16 protein-coding genes are annotated in these 17,487 nt (G+C 70.6%); 8 read left to right on the plus strand and 8 right to left on the minus strand.

Annotated features, from left to right (window positions below; genetic code table 11):
• Positions 1 to 591: 591 nt before the first annotated feature.
• On the minus strand, positions 592 to 2,145 hold the full coding sequence (locus tag BJ999_RS28995; RefSeq protein WP_179836203.1) for a tyrosine-type recombinase/integrase: 1,554 nt from the start codon (positions 2,143 to 2,145) through the stop codon (positions 592 to 594).
• Between the two features lie 97 nt (positions 2,146 to 2,242).
• On the opposite strand from BJ999_RS28995, the gene BJ999_RS29000 reads away from it, so the two are divergent.
• Positions 2,243 to 2,659: a hypothetical protein gene (locus BJ999_RS29000; RefSeq protein ID WP_179836204.1), complete on the plus strand. Its 417-nt coding sequence runs from the start codon at positions 2,243 to 2,245 to the stop codon at positions 2,657 to 2,659.
• Positions 2,660 to 2,704: 45 nt separating this feature from the next.
• Here BJ999_RS29000 and BJ999_RS29005 read toward each other — a convergent pair whose 3' ends face one another.
• Positions 2,705 to 4,852, minus strand: coding sequence for a hypothetical protein (locus BJ999_RS29005; protein WP_179836205.1), 2,148 nt, complete (start codon positions 4,850 to 4,852; stop codon positions 2,705 to 2,707).
• Positions 4,849 to 6,576 carry a hypothetical protein gene (locus BJ999_RS29010; RefSeq protein WP_179836206.1) on the minus strand — a complete coding sequence of 576 codons (1,728 nt, stop codon included), beginning with the start codon at positions 6,574 to 6,576 and terminating at the stop codon, positions 4,849 to 4,851. The genes BJ999_RS29005 and BJ999_RS29010 overlap by 4 nt, the downstream gene beginning before the upstream one ends.
• Before the next feature lie 344 nt (positions 6,577 to 6,920).
• Between BJ999_RS29010 and BJ999_RS29015 the strand changes: the two genes are divergently transcribed.
• Positions 6,921 to 7,721, plus strand: coding sequence for an SAM-dependent methyltransferase (locus tag BJ999_RS29015; protein ID WP_179836207.1), 801 nt, complete (start codon positions 6,921 to 6,923; stop codon positions 7,719 to 7,721).
• Positions 7,722 to 7,841: 120 nt separating this feature from the next.
• On the opposite strand, the gene BJ999_RS29020 is transcribed toward BJ999_RS29015, so the two are convergent.
• Together BJ999_RS29020 and BJ999_RS29025 are read right to left on the minus strand one after the other, a co-directional pair.
• Positions 7,842 to 8,204 (minus strand): hypothetical protein, encoded by a 363-nt coding sequence (locus BJ999_RS29020; protein ID WP_179836208.1) that lies wholly within the window; start codon positions 8,202 to 8,204, stop codon positions 7,842 to 7,844.
• A gap of 388 nt (positions 8,205 to 8,592) precedes the next feature.
• Positions 8,593 to 9,360: an SDR family oxidoreductase gene (locus BJ999_RS29025; RefSeq protein WP_179836209.1), complete on the minus strand. Its 768-nt coding sequence runs from the start codon at positions 9,358 to 9,360 to the stop codon at positions 8,593 to 8,595.
• Between the two features lie 180 nt (positions 9,361 to 9,540).
• On the opposite strand from BJ999_RS29025, the gene BJ999_RS29030 reads away from it, so the two are divergent.
• Positions 9,541 to 10,443: an RNA polymerase sigma-70 factor gene (locus BJ999_RS29030; RefSeq protein ID WP_218935283.1), complete on the plus strand. Its 903-nt coding sequence runs from the start codon at positions 9,541 to 9,543 to the stop codon at positions 10,441 to 10,443.
• A 197-nt stretch (positions 10,444 to 10,640) separates the two neighbouring features.
• Here BJ999_RS29030 and BJ999_RS29035 read toward each other — a convergent pair whose 3' ends face one another.
• Positions 10,641 to 11,240, minus strand: coding sequence for a TetR/AcrR family transcriptional regulator (locus BJ999_RS29035; protein WP_179836210.1), 600 nt, complete (start codon positions 11,238 to 11,240; stop codon positions 10,641 to 10,643).
• A gap of 77 nt (positions 11,241 to 11,317) precedes the next feature.
• On the opposite strand from BJ999_RS29035, the gene BJ999_RS29040 reads away from it, so the two are divergent.
• Positions 11,318 to 11,728: an organic hydroperoxide resistance protein gene (locus BJ999_RS29040; protein WP_179836211.1), complete on the plus strand. Its 411-nt coding sequence runs from the start codon at positions 11,318 to 11,320 to the stop codon at positions 11,726 to 11,728.
• Positions 11,729 to 11,797: 69 nt separating this feature from the next.
• On the opposite strand, the gene BJ999_RS29045 is transcribed toward BJ999_RS29040, so the two are convergent.
• Positions 11,798 to 12,592: an SAM-dependent methyltransferase gene (locus BJ999_RS29045; RefSeq protein ID WP_373292695.1), complete on the minus strand. Its 795-nt coding sequence runs from the start codon at positions 12,590 to 12,592 to the stop codon at positions 11,798 to 11,800.
• A 122-nt stretch (positions 12,593 to 12,714) separates the two neighbouring features.
• Between BJ999_RS29045 and BJ999_RS29050 the strand changes: the two genes are divergently transcribed.
• The 4 genes from BJ999_RS29050 (at position 12,715) to glgX (ending at position 17,011) form a co-directional block, all read left to right on the plus strand.
• A complete protein-coding gene (locus BJ999_RS29050; protein ID WP_179836212.1) occupies positions 12,715 to 13,548 on the plus strand; it encodes a hypothetical protein in 834 nt (277 codons plus the stop codon).
• Positions 13,549 to 13,602: 54 nt separating this feature from the next.
• Entirely contained in the window at positions 13,603 to 14,178 is a 576-nt protein-coding gene (locus BJ999_RS29055) for a DUF4262 domain-containing protein (RefSeq protein WP_179836213.1), read from the plus strand.
• A gap of 46 nt (positions 14,179 to 14,224) precedes the next feature.
• Positions 14,225 to 14,809, plus strand: a complete 585-nt coding sequence (locus tag BJ999_RS29060) for a GNAT family N-acetyltransferase (RefSeq protein WP_179836214.1) — start codon at positions 14,225 to 14,227, stop codon at positions 14,807 to 14,809.
• A 93-nt stretch (positions 14,810 to 14,902) separates the two neighbouring features.
• Positions 14,903 to 17,011 (plus strand): glycogen debranching protein GlgX, encoded by a 2,109-nt coding sequence (gene glgX / locus BJ999_RS29065; RefSeq protein ID WP_179836215.1) that lies wholly within the window; start codon positions 14,903 to 14,905, stop codon positions 17,009 to 17,011.
• A gap of 10 nt (positions 17,012 to 17,021) precedes the next feature.
• On the opposite strand, the gene BJ999_RS29070 is transcribed toward glgX, so the two are convergent.
• A complete protein-coding gene (locus tag BJ999_RS29070; RefSeq protein ID WP_179836216.1) occupies positions 17,022 to 17,423 on the minus strand; it encodes a hypothetical protein in 402 nt (133 codons plus the stop codon).
• Between the last annotated feature and the right edge of the window lie 64 nt (positions 17,424 to 17,487).

The following is a 17,487-nucleotide window of genomic DNA, read 5'->3' on the forward strand; positions in this document are numbered from 1 at the left end:
GGATTCGTCGATCTCTACGGCCCTCGTCAGCACTCCCGATCCTCGGATCCGTGGGGCAACCATGCCGCGTTGGTCGAGCCCCAAATCGTGCGTAGCCGCTGCACCATCGCCCTCGCCCCTGGCCCTAACCCGGTGAGGGAAAACCGTCGCATCGCTCAGGTCGTCTTCCTAGCCACACGATTCCCTGCTGTTCTTAGCGCCCGCGAACACCCTTACTCAATGACTACGTTGTGCAACTACTCCAAGACGGATGGTAATCGCCTGTGCGGGGTCAGCAGCCAAATGGGACGGTCCTGTTCGATGTGACCGATTGGGCAGGTCTGCTGACCTCACGATGTCAGCCGGAATCACACAGGTCCTCTGCGCAGCCAAGCCAGATGCTCGACGTGGCGGTACGCATTGTCCGCGCGAGTTTTGGCCAACCGGTCGGGAGCAACACCACCGGCAGCGGCTTGAGCGCCCGTCTGGCGTGCAGTCGGCGGGTGAGCCGCCGACTGCACGCCAGACTGCAGGCAGAGTCGCGGAGGGGGTGTCGGGTGGTGTTCTTTCTTCGGCAGGTGACCCCGCGCCCTCCCGCGAGGTGCCTGAGCGTTAGTTGCCTGTTGGGGTTTGCAGCGCGGTCAGGGTGTCGGTGACCAGGTGCAGGTCCGGGCGGGAGGTGGAGTTTTCGGCTGCGATTTGGCGGGCGAGGGGAGGGTCGATCATGGCCTGCATGCGGTGCATCATCGCCTCCATGCGCGCCAGCATCGCCTCTTGCGGGTCTGGTTGTTTGCTCTCGTAGCCCAGGAGCACGTTCATCGTGGTTGCTGCGGCCTCGCTTTCCTCGGCCAGTGCCCAGACGTAGTGGGTGGTGGATGTCAGGTCGTTGTGGCCCAAGCGGGCTTGGACATCCGGGAGCGGGACGCCGTGTGCCAGTAGGAGGGAGGCGTGGGAGTGGCGTAGTTGGTACGGGGTCACATCGACGCCGACGGCTCTGCGGGCCGGGATCCAGATGGTGCTCCATTCGCTGGGCGCGAGATAGTCGTTGCCGTCGCGGCGGACCCGCTGGCGAGTGACCTTGCCCTTGCGGGCCATCGCCTGCACGCGATACGCCGACCGGTAGTCCCGGTATGTCTGTACGCACGGCGCGCACCTGCAGCCGTGCTTGCGGTACGTACTGACCTTGGCGTGAGTGACGCGTGCGCCGGTGATGGGTGAGATGAACGTGGTCTTCGTGGCGGCTTCCATCTCTTCTGTGGTGCAGCGCGGGAGGTTGACCCAGGCCGTGTCCGGCATGAACAACCGGACCGGGAAGATCAGGTCGCCTGGCTTCATACCGTGTTGCTGGACGTGGGCGCGGATCTTCTCCACCAGCGGCCTGCCGACCTTGAATCGGCGGTGTTCTCCGTTCTTGGTGTAGGGGCGGGTCACGAACCGGCCGCCGGTCGGGTGGAACTGCTTCGCCACTTCCACAGTCGAGCGGCACACGTTCAGCATGCCGGTGTCGTAGTCCAGGTCCCCCTCCTGGAAGGAGATCGCCTCGCAGAAGCGAACCCCGGTGGAGATGATGAACTCGGCGAACAGACGCTGCGTCGGCAGCGGCAGCTTGCTGCACAGCTCCCATAACACCGTCTCGTTGATCACTTTGATGTTCTTGTGCGCTGCCTGCTTGCCGACGTTCAGGCCCCGGACGGGGTTGTCGGTGCGGCAGCCCAGCAGGATCGAGAGGCCGATCATCGCTGAGAGCACCTTTCGGCAGGCTCGCCTCGTGGTCACCGTCCGCTCCGTCTCCGCCAGCCAGGTGAAGAACTGGACGGCGCGGGCGGAGTCGAAGGTCGCCACCCGGTCGGCCTTCAGGAACGGACGGACATGGTTGATCCAGACCCCGAAGTAGGTCTGCATCGTGTTCGGCTCGACCCGGTGATGCCGCTGGAAGATCGGCCAGAACTCGTCGAACGTCATCGCGCGCCTCTGTGCCGGCGTCATCTCCCCCAGGACGCCGCCCTCGCGTCTGTTCTGCTCCCGGCGGGCCGCGGCCAGCGCCTCAAGTTCGTCGTCGTAGGTGCCGGCCGACCGGGGTGTCCCGGTCGTGTCGTAGTACATCCCCGTGTACCGGGTCGCCCCGGTGCGCTTGCTGACCTTCCTGGCTACGTACGGTTGCCGCACTGACTCCTCCTCTCGACCGGAGAACGAGTTAGCGAACCGGCTAGCGGACTGCCTGTCACAGCCCCGCACCAGCCACCACCACGCATGATCAACATGCATGCTGACCTGCGATTTTACCTCATTTTCGAAGCCTCATCGAGTCTGGGAGGGCTCCGGCAACGTAGCCGCACTCGATCTCCTACGCGCAACGCTGCGCGAGCCGCAGACGCTGGAGGCGTTCTTCGACGAGGTCGACCTCTCCCTGGGAGCCGACAAGCGCCTGGATGCGGCCATCAAGGACGCCAAGGAAAGCTTCGCCGACACAGCCACAATCGAGTACCGCGCCCGACGAGTCGCCGAGGGCCTGGCGCTGGTCCTACAGGCAGCGCTGCTGGTCAGGCACGGGCACCCGGCCGTCGCCGACGCCTTCTGCGCCACCCGCCTCGGCGGCGACTGGGGCGGCGCCTTCGGCACCCTCCCGCCAGGCCTGGACGTCGCCTCGATCATCGACCGTGCCACCCCGAAGGTCGGCTGAACTCAAGGTCGGCGTTCGGAGTCTGCAGGCGAGGGTTGCGCGGGTTCATGGTGCGTTGACGTCGAAGGAGCCGATCAGGCGGCCGCCTCTGATCGCGGCGTCGAGCCGGGTCATCACGTCGATCATGTCGTGTGGCGACGCTGCGACGGCGTCCTGGACGCGGTCGTCGTTGAGCGCTGCGCGGAACGCGTCGCCGAGCGGCCTTTCGAGCGCCTTGAGATCGGCCGCGGGCACCAGCCAGCGCAGCTTCGCGAAATCGACGTCGCCCGCGCCGATGTGCCGTGCGAGGTCGCGTGCCATCTGGCTCTTGAGCCGGTCGCTGATCAACCCGCCGACGATGTTCTTGATCTCGACCACCAGCAGAAACCCCATGACGCCGTCCGGCGGGGAGTCGTCCCCGCGGAAGACGACGACGTCGAGGTCGCGGCGCCCCTCCGGACCGGTGAAGGTGATCTCGAAGTCGAACCGCACGTCGGGGTGGTCGGGACTGAGCTCGCGGTAGAGGTCGCGCGCGCCGTAGAGGCTGCCGATCGCGCCGGCGGTCTTGGAGTCCCCCGCCCAGAAGTCGACGAGCACGGCGTAGAGGCCGCGGCCGTTGGTGACGGGATCGAGCTCGCCGAGGAGCGCCCAGAGGCCCGTGCCAACGGGATCGCCGTCGAGGAGGTCGAACCATCGCGTGTCCTGGTTGCCGCCCTTGTCGCCTTCCGGCGAGCCGAGGGCGTCCGTCCAGGGTGTGGTCATGCCGCGCGGAGGGCCGTCCTCGGACCAGATACGGCGGTAGGCCGCCACACCGTCGAGTTCGACGTCGGTCATGCCTCCCAGGCGCGTGAGGACGGCGAGCACCTGGACCTCGCGCGCCTTGATCTCGGCCACCAGCTTCGCGTCGGGAAGCGCCGGGTCGAGGTCGCCCCGCGCCTCCTCGGCGTAGTCGGAGAGGTCGTAGAGCAGCTTGCGCAGATCCTCGCGAGCCAGCAGGCGCCGGATCGCCGCGAGCACCTCCTCCGAGTCGCCGGCGAGCTCCTCCAGCAGCCTCCAGCGGTTGTCGAACGCGTCGGCCATGGCGCGCAGCGCGGCGATCAGGCGCTCGCGTCCCGGTGCCGAGCCGGGCAGGTGCTCGACCACGGTGACGATCAGCTTCGCCGCCGCCGCGGTCACCTTGGTGGCGCGCAGCGCCTTCGTGCCCACCACCATGACGAGCCCGGCGCCCGTGGCGCCCAGCACGGTGTTCTGGAGCAGCTCGCCGATCGCCGTGGACAGGGTGAAGTAGAACGTGGCCGGGCCGGTCTCGAACAAGGACGCCTCGAACGACGACGCCTGCTGCTGTCCGATCAGCACCCCGAGGCCGTGCGCGACGGCGGGGTCGGCCACCGCGGCGGCCCCGAGCAACCGCAGCGTCTTCACTATGCCCATCAGGTCGCCGAAGACGAGCTTGATGAGGTCCAGTACGTCGACCAGCGGCTGGACGACGATCCCGTACACCAGACCGGCATCGACGATCGTGGGCAGCAGGACGTGCAGGGCCCGCGCGTTCGCGACCGCCTGCTCGTAGAACCGGTTCCCGATGGAGGGGTCGACCAGGCCCGACATCATGAAGCCGTCGTAGACGCCCTGCGCGAACTCCAGGGCCGCGGCCTTGACGGCCTTCGCCTCCGGAGCGTCGCTCGTCAGGAACCCGGCGAGCCGCGTGCTCGACGAAACGGCCGCCGACAGCGGGACCGGGACGAACACGCTGATGTCGGCGGCCGACTGCAGCGCCGCGCTCACGAGGTTCTCCCGGCCGGCGACGTAGTCGACGATCGGGGACGTGACGGGCAGGGCGCCGACCACGGCGCCCGCCCGTTCTAGCGCCGGGCCGAGTTGCACCAACGCGTGGGCGACCAGCCCTCGGACGAGCGCCGTGCGGGCGGCGAGGTTGTCGAGAAGGTCCTGGCCGTCGAGCCCGGTGGCGGCCACCAGCAGAGCATCGAGCTGGGTCAGCAGCGCCGACGGCTGGCGGACATCGAGCCCTGCTGCGACGAGGGCGTCCCACCAGGCCTCCACGTCCGCACCGGTCGGCTCCGTCCGCAGCGCCGACGGGTCGAGCAGCGGCGGACGCCCGCTCACCGCCGCGAACGGCGACGGGACCACGTCGGCCGGGGACGCCGCCGGGGTGTCGAGCGCGGACGTGGTCAACACGCCCGGGGCGCCGGTCATGCCGGCGGCTGGGTCTCGGACGGCTCGTCGACGGTGGGCGCCGGGTTGTGCATGCGTGCCCACGCGGCGGCCTGGGCCTGCGGGTCCTCGATCTCGCCGACGATGCCGATCGCCTGCGTGAGCTTGCGGTTCTGGAGCTCGGCGGCGTCGATGGTGGTCGACTGGAGCTCCTGGTTGTAGCAGTCGAGGGCCTCGCCTCCGCCGAGCAGCGCCTCGGCGATCACGGCCGGGGTCGGCAGCACGTACCGCTCGACGTTCTTGATGACGCCCGGCACGCTGATGCTCCCGACCTCGTCGCGCAGGTCCGGCCGCCGGCGGATGTACACGATGCGCTCGGTCTTTCCCGTCAGGTCGCAGGGGGCCTCGCGCTCCACCTTCTCCAGGAAGCGGACGGCCCGGCCCTCGTAGTTGAAGACCGCGCAGTACGGCTGCAGGATCCGCTTTCGCACGGCGGCGACGTGCTCGGCGGACACGAGCTGCGGGAGCACGTCGTCGAGCTGCCCGAGCTCGATGAGCCGGACGGACTCCGGGTAGCCGTTGGAGAACAGCACCTTGACGTCATGGAGGTACGTCACGGTGTCGTAGGCCTGCAGCAGCTGCCGGAACACGATGTTCAGCACCCGGCTGTGGTTGATGTTCGCGATCTGCCGAACGGTGGTCGTCGACTCCCCGGTGCCGACGGTGGCGCTCGTGGTCGTGTTGACCTCGACCTGCCGCGACGAGCTGCTGGTCTCCACATGCGAGCTGAGCGCATGGTTGATCGCCTGGGTGTTGATCTCGCTGGTCATCGCCACGGTCGTGGCGTCGCTCTGCGAGCCGCTGTGCTCGGCGCCGAAGCCGAGCTCGACGAGGCCGAAGAGGTCGATGCCCACGCCGAAGTTCACGCCGCCCCCCGTGGTGCTCGACTGCGTGCTCGATGTCGCGCTTCCGAGCGTCGTGCCGATCTGCTCCTCGACCAGCGACTCCATCTCGTCGGCAGCGGACTCGGTGAACGAGTCGAGGACGTTGGAGGACTCCGTGGCCGTCGTCTCCTCGTCGCGGTAGGTGGCGAGCGTGATCGTCGTGGACTCCCCCGGGAACAGCGACGTCGTCGACAGCGTCCGGCCCGCGCCGTAGTCGCCGAGGTAGGAGCACACGCGGTAGTACTCGATCACCGCGAGCCGGGCGACCGGCCGCACCGGCTGCGGCAGGAACTTGATCTGCAGGTCGCCGCTGAAGCCCGTCGTGACCATCGGCCGCAGGCGGTCCTCGACGGCGCGCACGAGGTGAGACGCCGTATAGGTCGGCTTGGCCGCGACCCGCCGGCGGGTGGGGCGCGTCGGAGGGCTGCTCGCGGCCGGGACGCGGACGCGCCCGGCCGGCTGCGGGAGACGGGCGGACGCGATGCGCGGCGCCCGCGAGATCTGGTCGGGGGACGCGGCCGGCTGGAGGATCGCCGGGATGCGGGGGTCGAGCAGCTGGGACGTGAGCTGCGGCGAGAGCGTCCCCTTGACGATGTCGTCGATGAGGTCGTCGGGGTTCGGCACCGGCACCTTCCACCAATGCACCTCCGGCTCCGCCGTCACCTCGTCGCGGAACCACGACGGGTCGATGCCGAGGGGAATGGACCCCTGTGCCGAGAAGCAGCCGCCCTGCGGGAGGTTGTAGTTGAGCACCGGCGCCTCGCCGCCCCCGAGCCGGATGAGCGGTTCGCCCGTCCCGCAGTTCGTCGTCGGTGTCGGCATGGTGGCCTCCCTGTCGTCGTGGCCGGGTCGGCCGTTTCGGGTCGCCCCTCACGGATTCCCACTCCGCCAAGAGCTCCCGGACGTCCCGGGATCGACGGCGAGCCGAGATGGCTTCGGCGGCACGCTCGTTGAACTACCCCCGTGCACCTCACCCCGGACAGCCCTGACGTGACCAGATGAGGACTGAGGTGCGGTCCTCATCGCGAATCGTCAGGGCCCGGGATCGGGGTGGGGGTTCTGGCGCCAGGTTTCGCGAGAAGTCCCTTGGCATAGGGGTTTTTCGCATTCTGCGCGGCTCCGCGAAGCTACGATCGGAGCAAGATCTCCTGAGCGTTGAGGTGCACATGGCCGAGTCGTCCCCGCAGATTCCCACCGGCGTTCCGACCGCGGCACGCGTCTACGACGTGATGCTCGGCGGCAAGGACAACTACGCGGTGGACCGGACCGTGGCCGAGGCCAGCCTCGCGATCATGCCGGAGCTGCGGGACATCGCCCTGCACAACCGCGCGATTCTGCACCGGGTCGTCCGCTACCTCGCCGCGGAGGAGGGGATCACGCAGTTCCTCGACCTGGGATCGGGATTGCCGACCGTCCGCAACACCCACGAGGTCGCCCAGGAGGTCAACCCGCAGGCTCACGTGGTGTACGTCGACATCGACCCGATCGTGCTGGCGCACGGCCGCGCGATCCTGGCCGACAACGCCAACACCACCGTGGTGACCGCCGACATCCGCAGGCCCGCCGAACTCCTCGGCCGTCCGGAGGTCCGCGCGCTCATCGACTTCGAGCAGCCCGTCTGCGTGATGCTCGTCGGCATCCTGCACCACCTCGGCGACGAGGAGAATCCCGGCCAGATCGTCCAGGTACTGCGGGACGCGATGCCCAGCGGCTCCTTCTTCTTCATCACCAACTTCACCCGCCTGGGCGACGCGCCCGAGTCCGTCGCACTGGAGAAGCAACTCTTGGAGCAGCTCGGCACCGGCCGCGTCCGCACCCCTGCCGAGCTGGCCACCTTCTTCGACGGCTTCGAGATCCTGCCGCCCGGCCTCGTCCCGCTCCCGCTGTGGCGCCCCGACGAGCCCGTCCTGGACGCCAGCACCGTCGACGTCCGCTTCATGACAGGCGGCGTCGGCCGCAAGCCCTGACCCTTCGTAGGGCGGGCATGGCCCCGAGCGGACGCGCCAGGACCCGCTTCGAACGAGGTGACATGCCCGGGCCGCTCGCCGGGTCCTGTAGGGACGTGGCCGGCCGCCCCTCCGGCCTGATCAGGCCCCTTCTTGGTCGTCGACCTGTGATCCGTCGGTCAGGGGATAGGAGTTGTAGGTCTTGACCCTGGTGGCCGCGTTGTGGTCGCCCGCGCGGTCCAGGCGGATGTAGGTCACCGGTTCGTCGGGGTCGGCCTGGCCGATCGCCTTGGTGACGGCGTCGAGCAGCTCGGCCGCGGTGATGCCCGTGAACTCGTCGATGCGGACGGGTTCGGTCCGGCCGAAGACGTTGGCCCACAGGACGCCTGATCTGTTGGTCTCCGCCGCCCGGTAGTCCGGCGAGCCGTCGGAGACGAAGAGCGCGGTGAGGTGGTCAGCACGGATGATCTTTGACATCGAGGCGCAGATCCAGATCCGGGACATGGGGAGCACGATCTCAATCATGGACGGGTGCGGGGTTCGGGGAGGGACGCCGTACTCGGCGCCGTACCCGGCGGCGACTCGCTGATCGCCGCATGGGGACGGCGGCGGAATCCCCTCAGTCCTTGCTCTGGAACGTCTTCCACGCGATGACGGCGACGATGCCGATAGCAATACCGAAGATCATCAACGTTGCCGTGTTCATTGTGCCCTCCCCGGCGCACCTGCCACTGGTCGACGTCATTGGGGGGCGAGCGTATCCCACCGCCGTCTGCCGGGCTCGCTAACGAGCCCGCAGCGGCGCTGGCGCCCCTCCGGAACATCAAAGGTCGGGTCCGAGGGCGGTAACGCCCCGAGCCCGACCTTTGAGGTTCCGACCGCCTGAGGCGTCCTACCAGGGCAGCGGGCCGTCCTCGCCGAAGAAGCCGGCGGTCGGCCCGTCCGCGCCGAGCGTGGCCAGGCGCACCACGACGGCGGCGCCCTGCGCGGGGGTGAGGTGCCCGGTGTGGTCGTTGCTGTCGGTGTCGACGAAGCCCGGGGCGGCGGCGTTGACGAGCACGCCGTCCTTCCGCAGCTCGTTGGCGTACTGGACGGTGAGCGCGTTCAGCGCCGCCTTGGACGGCGTGTAGGCCGCCGACGGCAGCAGCGCCGCGAAGGGTCCGTCCGGATCACTGGTGAGGGCCAGCGACCCGGCGTGGCTGCTGACGTTGACGACGCGCGCCGCCGGCGACCGCCGCAGCAGCGGCAGCATGGCGTTGGTCACCGCGATCACGCCGAAGACGTTGGTCGCGAACACCGCCCGGACCATCTCCAGATCGACGGAACTGGGGATCTGGTCGACGGCGTCCCGGGGCGCCACCCGTCCCGAGCCGGTGATTCCCGCGTTGTTGACCAGAACGTCGAGGATCCCGTAACGCTCCTCGATCAGCTTCGCGGCCTCCTGGACGGTGGCCGTGTCGGTGACGTCCAGGAGGACCGCGTGGGCGTCGCCTCCCGCCTCGCGCAGCGCCGCGGCGGTCTCCTGTCCGCGCCGCCGGTCCCGCGCACCGACCAGGACCGTCATGCCCCGGCCTGCGAGCCCCTCGGCGACCGCCCGGCCGATACCCTTGTTCGCCCCGGTGACCATCGCCACCGTCCGGCGCCCGGCGGCCTCGTTCATGATCAAGCTCCCGTCTCGTGGCCAGCGCGTCTCTTCCCGCGGCTCTGGACACGAGATGACGCCCGCCCCCTCGCCCGTGACTGCGCCCGCGTGTGACGTGTGCCACTGATCCCGGGTGTCACAGATGGACGGGGCCGGGCGTCCTGTGCACAGCACGGAACGCGCAACGGGAAGAGGGACATGGACGGACGATCGAAGGGCACGGCCGCCGGCCGCATGGACACCGCCACCGAGGCGTTCGTCGCCCATCGCAACCTGCTGTTCACCGTCGCCTACGAGATGCTCGGCTCGGCCGCCGACGCCGAGGACGTCCTGCAGGAGACCTGGCTGCGGTGGACGGGCGTCGACCTCGAAACGGTGCGGGATCCCCGCGCGTACCTGGTGCGGGCCACCACACGGCAGGCGCTCACCCGGCTGCGCACGCTGCGCCGGCGCAGGGAGTCCTATGTCGGGCCCTGGCTGCCCGAGCCGCTGCTGACCGCGCCCGACGTGGCCGAGGACGTCGAGCTGGCCGAGAGCCTCTCGATGGCGATGCTGATGGTGCTGGAGACCCTCGCGCCGACCGAGCGGGCGGTGTTCGTGCTGCGCGAGGTGTTCGGCCTGGACTACGGAGAGATCGCCCAGGCCGTCGGCAAGAACTCCGACGCGGTCCGCCAGATCGCCCACCGGGCCCGCAGGCACGTCGCCGCGCGCCGGCCCCGCGAAGCCGCCTCCCCGTCCGACACCCGGGCCGCGCTCCACGCCTTCCAGCGGGCGGTCGAGACCGGCGACCTGCAGAACCTGCTCGACGTCCTCGCACCGGACGTCGTCCTGCTGACCGACGGCGGCGGAGTCGTCCAGGCCGCGCTGGCGCCCGTCGTGGGGGCCGACGAGGTGGCCGACGTGCTCGCCCGGATCTCCGGCGCGGTCTCGCTACGGCCGACGCACGTCAACGGTCACCCCGCGCTGGTCCTCGGCCGCACCGGCGAGATCGACACCGTCATCGCGACCCGCATCGACGACGGCCGTGTCACCGGCCTCTACGCCGTCCGCAACCCCGAAAAACTCTCCCGCATGACCGAGGAGACCCTTCTCCGCCGCTGACGAGCGGGAGGCCCGCCACGCGCTCAGGACACGACTGCGCGCATCCACTCCCCAGCACCCGGTAGTCGGCCCCGGTGACTCTCCTACCGGGGTCGACCCGATGCGCGAGGGCGGTCCGTCGACGTCGAGGAAGAGCAGCGGCCGCCGCGAGGGTCCGGCCGCGGGCGCACCCTAGCGGGAATCGGTGGATCCGGCGGTCAGTGCGCGGCGGGTTCGGGGGGACGGGTGGGGGCGTCCAAGGCTGTGGTGACGGCCTCGTCGACCGCGGCGCGGACCGCGGCCGGGTCGTCGAGGTCGAAGCCGACGGAGAGGCCGTCTCTGAGCAGCATGAGGACGTGGGCGGTGCGGTCGGGTTCGGGGTGGCCGGCGGCGACCAGCAGGTCGCGGAACAGGCTCCGGCACCACTCCCGGTGCTCGTCTATCGCCCGGCGCACCGGGTGGGCCGGGTCGGGGTACTCGGCGGCGGCGTTGATGAACGGGCAGCCGCGGTAGGCGGCGGAGGAGCCGAAGGTGCACATCCGCTCGAACGCCGTGAGGATCGCCTCGCGGGGCGTGGCGGAGTCGGGCATGTCGGCGATGCCGCGCTGCCGCAGGCTCTGCTCGGTGATGTAGACGCGGACGAGGTCGTCCTTGCTCGGAAAGTGATGGTAGAAGGTCGCCTTCGCCACGCCGGCCTCGGCGATGATCCGGTCGATGCCCACGGCGTGCACGCCCTCGGCGTAGAACAGTCGCGTCGCGGTGTCGAAGACGCGGGACCAGGCCGCGCTCCGGCGAGGCGCCGAGGATGTCGTGGTCACACCTTGACGCTACCAGACAGACCGGTCTAGGCTCCGAAATGCAGACAGATCTGTCTGTCTATGGGAAGGGACAGTTCATGCGGCAGTACACGACCACCGCCACCGCCACCGGGCGCGACGGGCGCGCGTTCAGTTCCGACGGGCGGCTGGACCTCCGGCTGGCCCTGCAGAAGGAGCTCGGGGGCGACGGCGACGGCACGAACCCCGAGCAGCTGTTCGCGGCCGGGTACGCCGCGTGCTTCGCCAGCGCGATGCAGCTGGTGGCGCGGAAGCAGAAGATCGACGTCTCCGGCATGTCGGTGACCGCGGAGGTCGGTCTCAGCCCGAACGGCTCGGGCGGCTTCCAGCTCGACGTCAAACTGCTGGTGAAGCTGCCCGACGCCCTCGGCGCGGAGACCAAGCGGCAGCTCGTCGAGACCACCCACCAGGTGTGCCCCTACTCCAACGCCACCCGCGGCAACATCCCGGTGGAACTGGCGACGGCCTGACCGGTGGCCGGGCCGGACGAGGCGGTCGGCCGGTTCCGGCCGACCGCCTCGTCCGGCCGCGCCGCCCGGTCAGGCCTTGCGGGCGACCCCGCAGAGGGTCGAGGTGCTCGGCGTCTCACCGAACGGGCTCGGCTCCGGGCGCCACTTCTCGCACGCCACCACGCCGGGCTCGACCAGCTCGAATCCGTCGAAGTACCCGGCGATCTGCTCGGGGCGGCGCAGCCGGTACGGGACGGCGCCGGTGTCGTCGTACTCCTGCTGCGCCTTGTTGTGGGCCTCGTCGGTGTCGGTGTCGTCGTAGAGGGCGAGGTGGCTGCCGGAGGGCAGGCCGCCCATCAGCGTCCGGACGATGTGCAGGATCTCGTCGTAGGAGTCGACGTGCCCGAGGACGCCCATCAGCATCAGGGCGATCGGGCGGTCGAAGTCGAGCCTGCCCCGGGCGACCCGGAGGATCTGCTCGGGATTCCGCATGTCGGACTCGATGTAGCTGGTCTCGCCCTCGGGACGGCTCGTCAGCAGGGCGTGCGCGTGGGACAGCACGAGCGGGTCGTTGTCGACATACACGATGCGCGCCTCGGGCGCGACGCGCTGCGCCACCTCGTGGGTGTTGTCGACGGTGGGCAGCCCGGTGCCGACGTCCAGGAACTGGCGGACGCCCGCCTCCCCCGCCAGGTACCGGACGGCGCGGGCCAGGAAGTGCCGGCCGGTCCGCGCGATGTCCACGATCCCCGGGTAGATGCTGACGTACTGTTCACCGGCCTCGCGGTCGACCGGGTAGTTGTCCTTGCCGCCGAGCCAGTAGTTCCATATCCGCGCGGAGTGCGGAACGGAGGTGTCGATCGCGTTGACCGGATCGTCGGCCATCATCTTCTCCCTACTGTGCTCCACCGGTGGTCGCGCATAAAATAGATCATTCTTCCGGTGCCGCGACACCGACCGACGAAGCGAGGCCCTGGGTGCGTTTTCGGCGGCTTGCCTCGGTCGCGATGACCCTGCTAGTGCTCGCCGTGCTCGCCGTGCTCGCCGGATGCGGCGGTGCGGCGCCGCCCCGGGAGCAGCGGTCGCGCATGGAGGTCGTCCTTCTGGCCGGCGGCGGCGCCCACGTCGATCTGTACGCGGCGGGACGGCTCCGGTCGGACGCCGAGGTGCGGGCGCTCGCGCAGCGGATCATCAGGGCGCTGTTCCCCGGCACCGGGAGCGTCCGCGTCCGCACCGGAAAAGGCCGCGGGGCGCCGTTCGCCCGCGCCGAGATCGACCGCGCCTACCGGACGGGACGCAGGCCGTTCCTGCGAATCGACACTTCCGCCGCGGCGCGCGAACTCGCCGCGCGGGGTTTCGACGACACCCTCATGAAATTGCGGCTGCCGCCGGTATCCGCGACGGCGGGTCCCGACAAATCTGGGAATCGCCTGTGGCACCTGCGCAAAGGCGTCCCGGCGCCGGTCATCCAGATCGGCATGAGGCCGGAGCCGGAACGCTGGTACGGCGTGATGGCGCTGCCCGTGCTGGGAGCGCTGGGCGTGGCGCTGGCCTTCTTCGTCCGGCGCCGCGCGCTGGCCGCGCCCGCGGCCGGGCTCGCCGTCGCCGCCGCCCTCCTGGCGCTGCCCCTGGGCGCGGGACGCCGCGGCGCCGACCTCGGCGTCGCCGGTCTGCTCGGCGGGAGGGCCCTGGACGTGGCGTCCGTCGCGCCGCTCACGGCCCTGCCCCTCGGCATGCCCGCCGCGATGCTGCTGGGCGCCATGGCGGTCCGGAGCCTGCGCGGCCCCGGCGCCCGGCACGGGCACGAGGCGCCGCCGCGCGACACCGGCGTGTTCTGGTGATCCTGCGCGTGACGGCATGCTCGCCCAGGGTCGATTGATCGTAAACTGAGGGTCATGTCCGGCGATCGCCCCTCATGCACCTGCGTGATGTGCCGTGACTACGGCGACCGCGACCGGCTGGACAACTTCCAGCTCCGCACGATCGTGCACATCACCCAGTACGGCTGGAGCGTCGTCCTCGTCCAGCCGGACGACGACGGGCCCGGCTGGGCGTACACGGTCGGCCTGTGGCACAGCCACGGCGCCCCCGAGCTCGCGATGTTCGGCGGCGACGTGTACGAGACGGAAGAGATCCTCAACATGCTCGGCGGAGAGACCGCCGAGGGCCGCGTCCCCGCGGACGGCGAGCGCCGCGACGGCGTCGTGCGGGGGCAGCAGGCGGCCTTCCGGGACGTCGACCCGCACTGGTTCGACGGGCTGTTCGGCGGCGCCGTGGCGTTCTACCGGCGTCCGCCGCTGCCGATCCTCCAGGTCGTGTGGCCCAACGGGGACGGCCTGTTCCCGTGGCAGCCCGGCACCGACCTGCCGTTCCGGCACGCCCAGCCGTGGCTGTGGCTCCATCCGCGGCAGCATCCGGGCGGCGCCTGGACGCGGCGGCTGTCCGACAAGCGGTCCGAGTGGCGACTCTGACGGCCGCTCCCGGGCCCGCCGGCCCGCGAGAGCATACGATCGGCGGGTGTACGGGCCGATCGCCGACACCATCCGCACCCAGCGCCTCGTCCTGGAGCCGCTGGCGGTCCACCACGCGGACGAGATGGCCCCCGTTCTGGACGACCCGCGCCTGCACCGCCACATCGGCGGCGAGCCCCTCACGCGCGACGAGCTGCGCGCCCGCTACGCGCACCTGGTCGCCGGCCCGGCGCCCTACCACCAGGAGTGCTGGCTGAACTGGATCGTCCGCCGCGCCCGGGACGGGCAGGCCGTCGGCTACGTGCAGGCGACGGTCGCGCCGGCGCCGCCGGGGTTCGCCGTGACGCCCGCCGCGGCCGGGTCGACGATCACGCCGGGCCCGCCGCGGCCCGCCGCGTCGGTCGCCTGGGTGATCGGCATGCCGTACCAGGGGTTCGGGTTCGCCACCGAGGCCGCCCGCGCGCTGCTGGACTGGCTCGCGGCGCACGGCGTGCGCGACGTCGTCGCGACCGTCGCCCCGGACAACCGCGCGTCCGCGGCCGTCGCGTCCAGGATCGGGCTGCGCCGCACCGGGGAGACCCGCGACGAGGAGGTCGTCTGGCGCCTCCCCCGCGGGGCCGCGCGGGAATGACACGCGCGCGGTGAGGGGCCGCGGCGCGCGGGGAAGGGAGCGGGTAGGCCACAATCGACGGGCCAGGACGAACCGGCCGAGGGGTGGAGGAGCATGCGGGAGGTATGGCCCGGGGATCCCTATCCGCTGGGTGCCACCTGGGACGGCACGGGCACGAACTTCGCGCTGTTCTCGGAGGTGGCCCGGCGGGTCGAGCTGTGCCTGTTCGACGACGAGGGGCGTGAGACGCGGCGGGACCTGCCCGAGGTGGACGGGTTCGTCTGGCACGGCTACCTGCCCGGCATCGGGCCCGGCCAGCGCTACGGGTACCGGGTGCACGGGCCGTTCGACCCCCGCGAGGGGCACCGCTGCAACCCCTCCAAGCTGCTGCTCGATCCGTACGGCAAGGCCGTCGCGGGCGTCACGCCGGGCGAGCTGATCCGCTGGAACGAGGCGCTGTTCTCCTACCGGTTCGCCGACCCGGACGCGCTGAACGAGGACGACAGCGCCCCGTACATGCCGAAGAACGTGGTGGTCAACCCGTTCTTCGACTGGGGCGACGACCGGTCGCCGCGCGTCCCCTACCACGAGAGCGTCATCTACGAGGCGCACGTGAAGGGCCTGACGAAGCTGCACCCGGCCGTCCCCGAGGAGCAGCGCGGCACGTACGCCGGGCTCGCGCACCCGGTGATGATCGACCACCTCCTCGACCTCGGGGTGACGGCGGTCGAGCTGATGCCGGTGCACCAGTCGGTCCCCGAGCACGCCCTGGTGGCGCGGGGCCTGGACAACTACTGGGGCTACAACACGATCGGGTTCTTCGCGCCGCACAACTCCTACAGCTCCTCGGGGCAGTCCGGCGAGCAGGTGCTGGAGTTCAAGGCGATGGTCCGCGCCCTGCACGAGGCGGGCATCGAGGTCATCCTGGACGTCGTCTACAACCACACGGCCGAGGGCGACCACCTGGGCCCGACGCTGTCGTTCCGGGGCATCGACAACGCCTCGTACTACCGGCTGCGCGACGACGACAAGCGCTACCACCTCGACTACACCGGCTGCGGCAACTCGCTGAACGTCCGGAACCCGCACGCGCTGCAGCTCATCATGGACTCGCTGCGCTACTGGATCCTGGACATGCACGTCGACGGGTTCCGCTTCGACCTCGCCTCGGCGCTGGCCCGCGAACTGCACGACGTCGACCGCCTGGCCGCGTTCTTCGACCTCGTCCAGCAGGACCCCGTCGTGTCCCAGGTGAAGCTCATCGCCGAGCCGTGGGACGTGGGCGAGGGCGGCTACCAGGTCGGCAACTTCCCGCCGCTGTGGACGGAGTGGAACGGCAAGTACCGCGACACGGTCCGCGACTTCTGGCGCGGCTCGTACGCGACCATGCCGGAGTTCGCGTCCCGGCTGACCGGCTCCTCCGACCTGTACGAGCACAGCTCGCGCCGACCGTTCGCGTCCATCAACTTCGTGACCTGCCACGACGGGTTCACGCTCACCGACCTCGTGTCCTACGACCACAAGCACAACGAGGCCAACGGCGAGGACAACCGGGACGGCACCGACGACAACCGGTCCTGGAACTGCGGCGTCGAGGGCCCCACCCGCGACCCCGGGGTCCTCGACCTGCGGGCGCGGCAGCGCCGCAACTTCCTCGCCACGCTGTTCCTGTCGCAGGGCGTGCCGATGCTCTCCCACGGGGACGAGATCGGCCGCACGCAACAGGGCAACAACAACGCCTACTGCCAGGACAACGAGATCGCCTGGGTCCACTGGGAGGACTCGGGCGACATGGAGTTCGTCCGGCTCCTGTCCCGGCTGCGGCACGACCACCCGGTGTTCCGGCGCCGCCGCTTCTTCACCGGGACGGGCCGCGGCGCCGCCGCCGACATCGCCTGGCTGACCCCGGCCGGCGAGAGCATGACCGACCAGGACTGGAACGTCGGCTTCGCCAAGTCCCTCGGCGTGTTCCTCAACGGCGACGCCATCACCGAGCCCGACCCGCGCGGCCGGCGCGTCCGGGACGACTCCTTCCTGCTGCTGGTCAACGCCGGGTCGGAGCCGGTCGAGTTCACGCTGCCCGGCGCCGAGTACGGCGAGCGCTGGGAGTTCGCCCTCGACACCGCCGAGCCCGGCGCCGTCGGCGACCGTCCCCGCCTCAAGGCCCGCGACGTCGTGCCGGTCGGGGACCGCGCGCTGCTCGTGCTGCGGCGCGGGGCGTGAGCCGCGGGGCTCACGCCCGGCCGACCTCCATCGCGGTCAGGAAGACCAGGACGAACGTCACGACCGCCACCGCGCCGTGGACGGCGACCGCCGCGGCCGGAAACGCCTGCTCGGCGCCCCTGGCGTGGCGGCCGCCGCGGCCGACGAGCCAGCGGGTGAACAGCAGCAGCCCCTGGAAGATGACGACGAGCAGGGCCGCGAAGGCGACCCAGGCGTAGGCGGCGTTCCCCGTGACGACGTAGGCGATCCACACGACCAGGCCCGCGACGGCCGAGAGCGGATGCCCCGCCACGACCAGACGCGGGAACCGCGTCACCTTCGTCGAACGCCCCCCGTTGACCAGCCACACGACCAGCAGGTACCCGCCCGCGACGGCGGCGATGATCCACGCGCCCAATGCGGCGTACTCCACCCCCGCTCCTTTCGTGAGATTCTCACTCGTCCCCCTGCCGCCTAGTGTCGCTCCCCAACGCTTC

It is taken from the genome of Actinomadura citrea, from assembly GCF_013409045.1.
In the GTDB taxonomy this organism is placed as follows: domain Bacteria; phylum Actinomycetota; class Actinomycetes; order Streptosporangiales; family Streptosporangiaceae; genus Spirillospora; species Spirillospora citrea.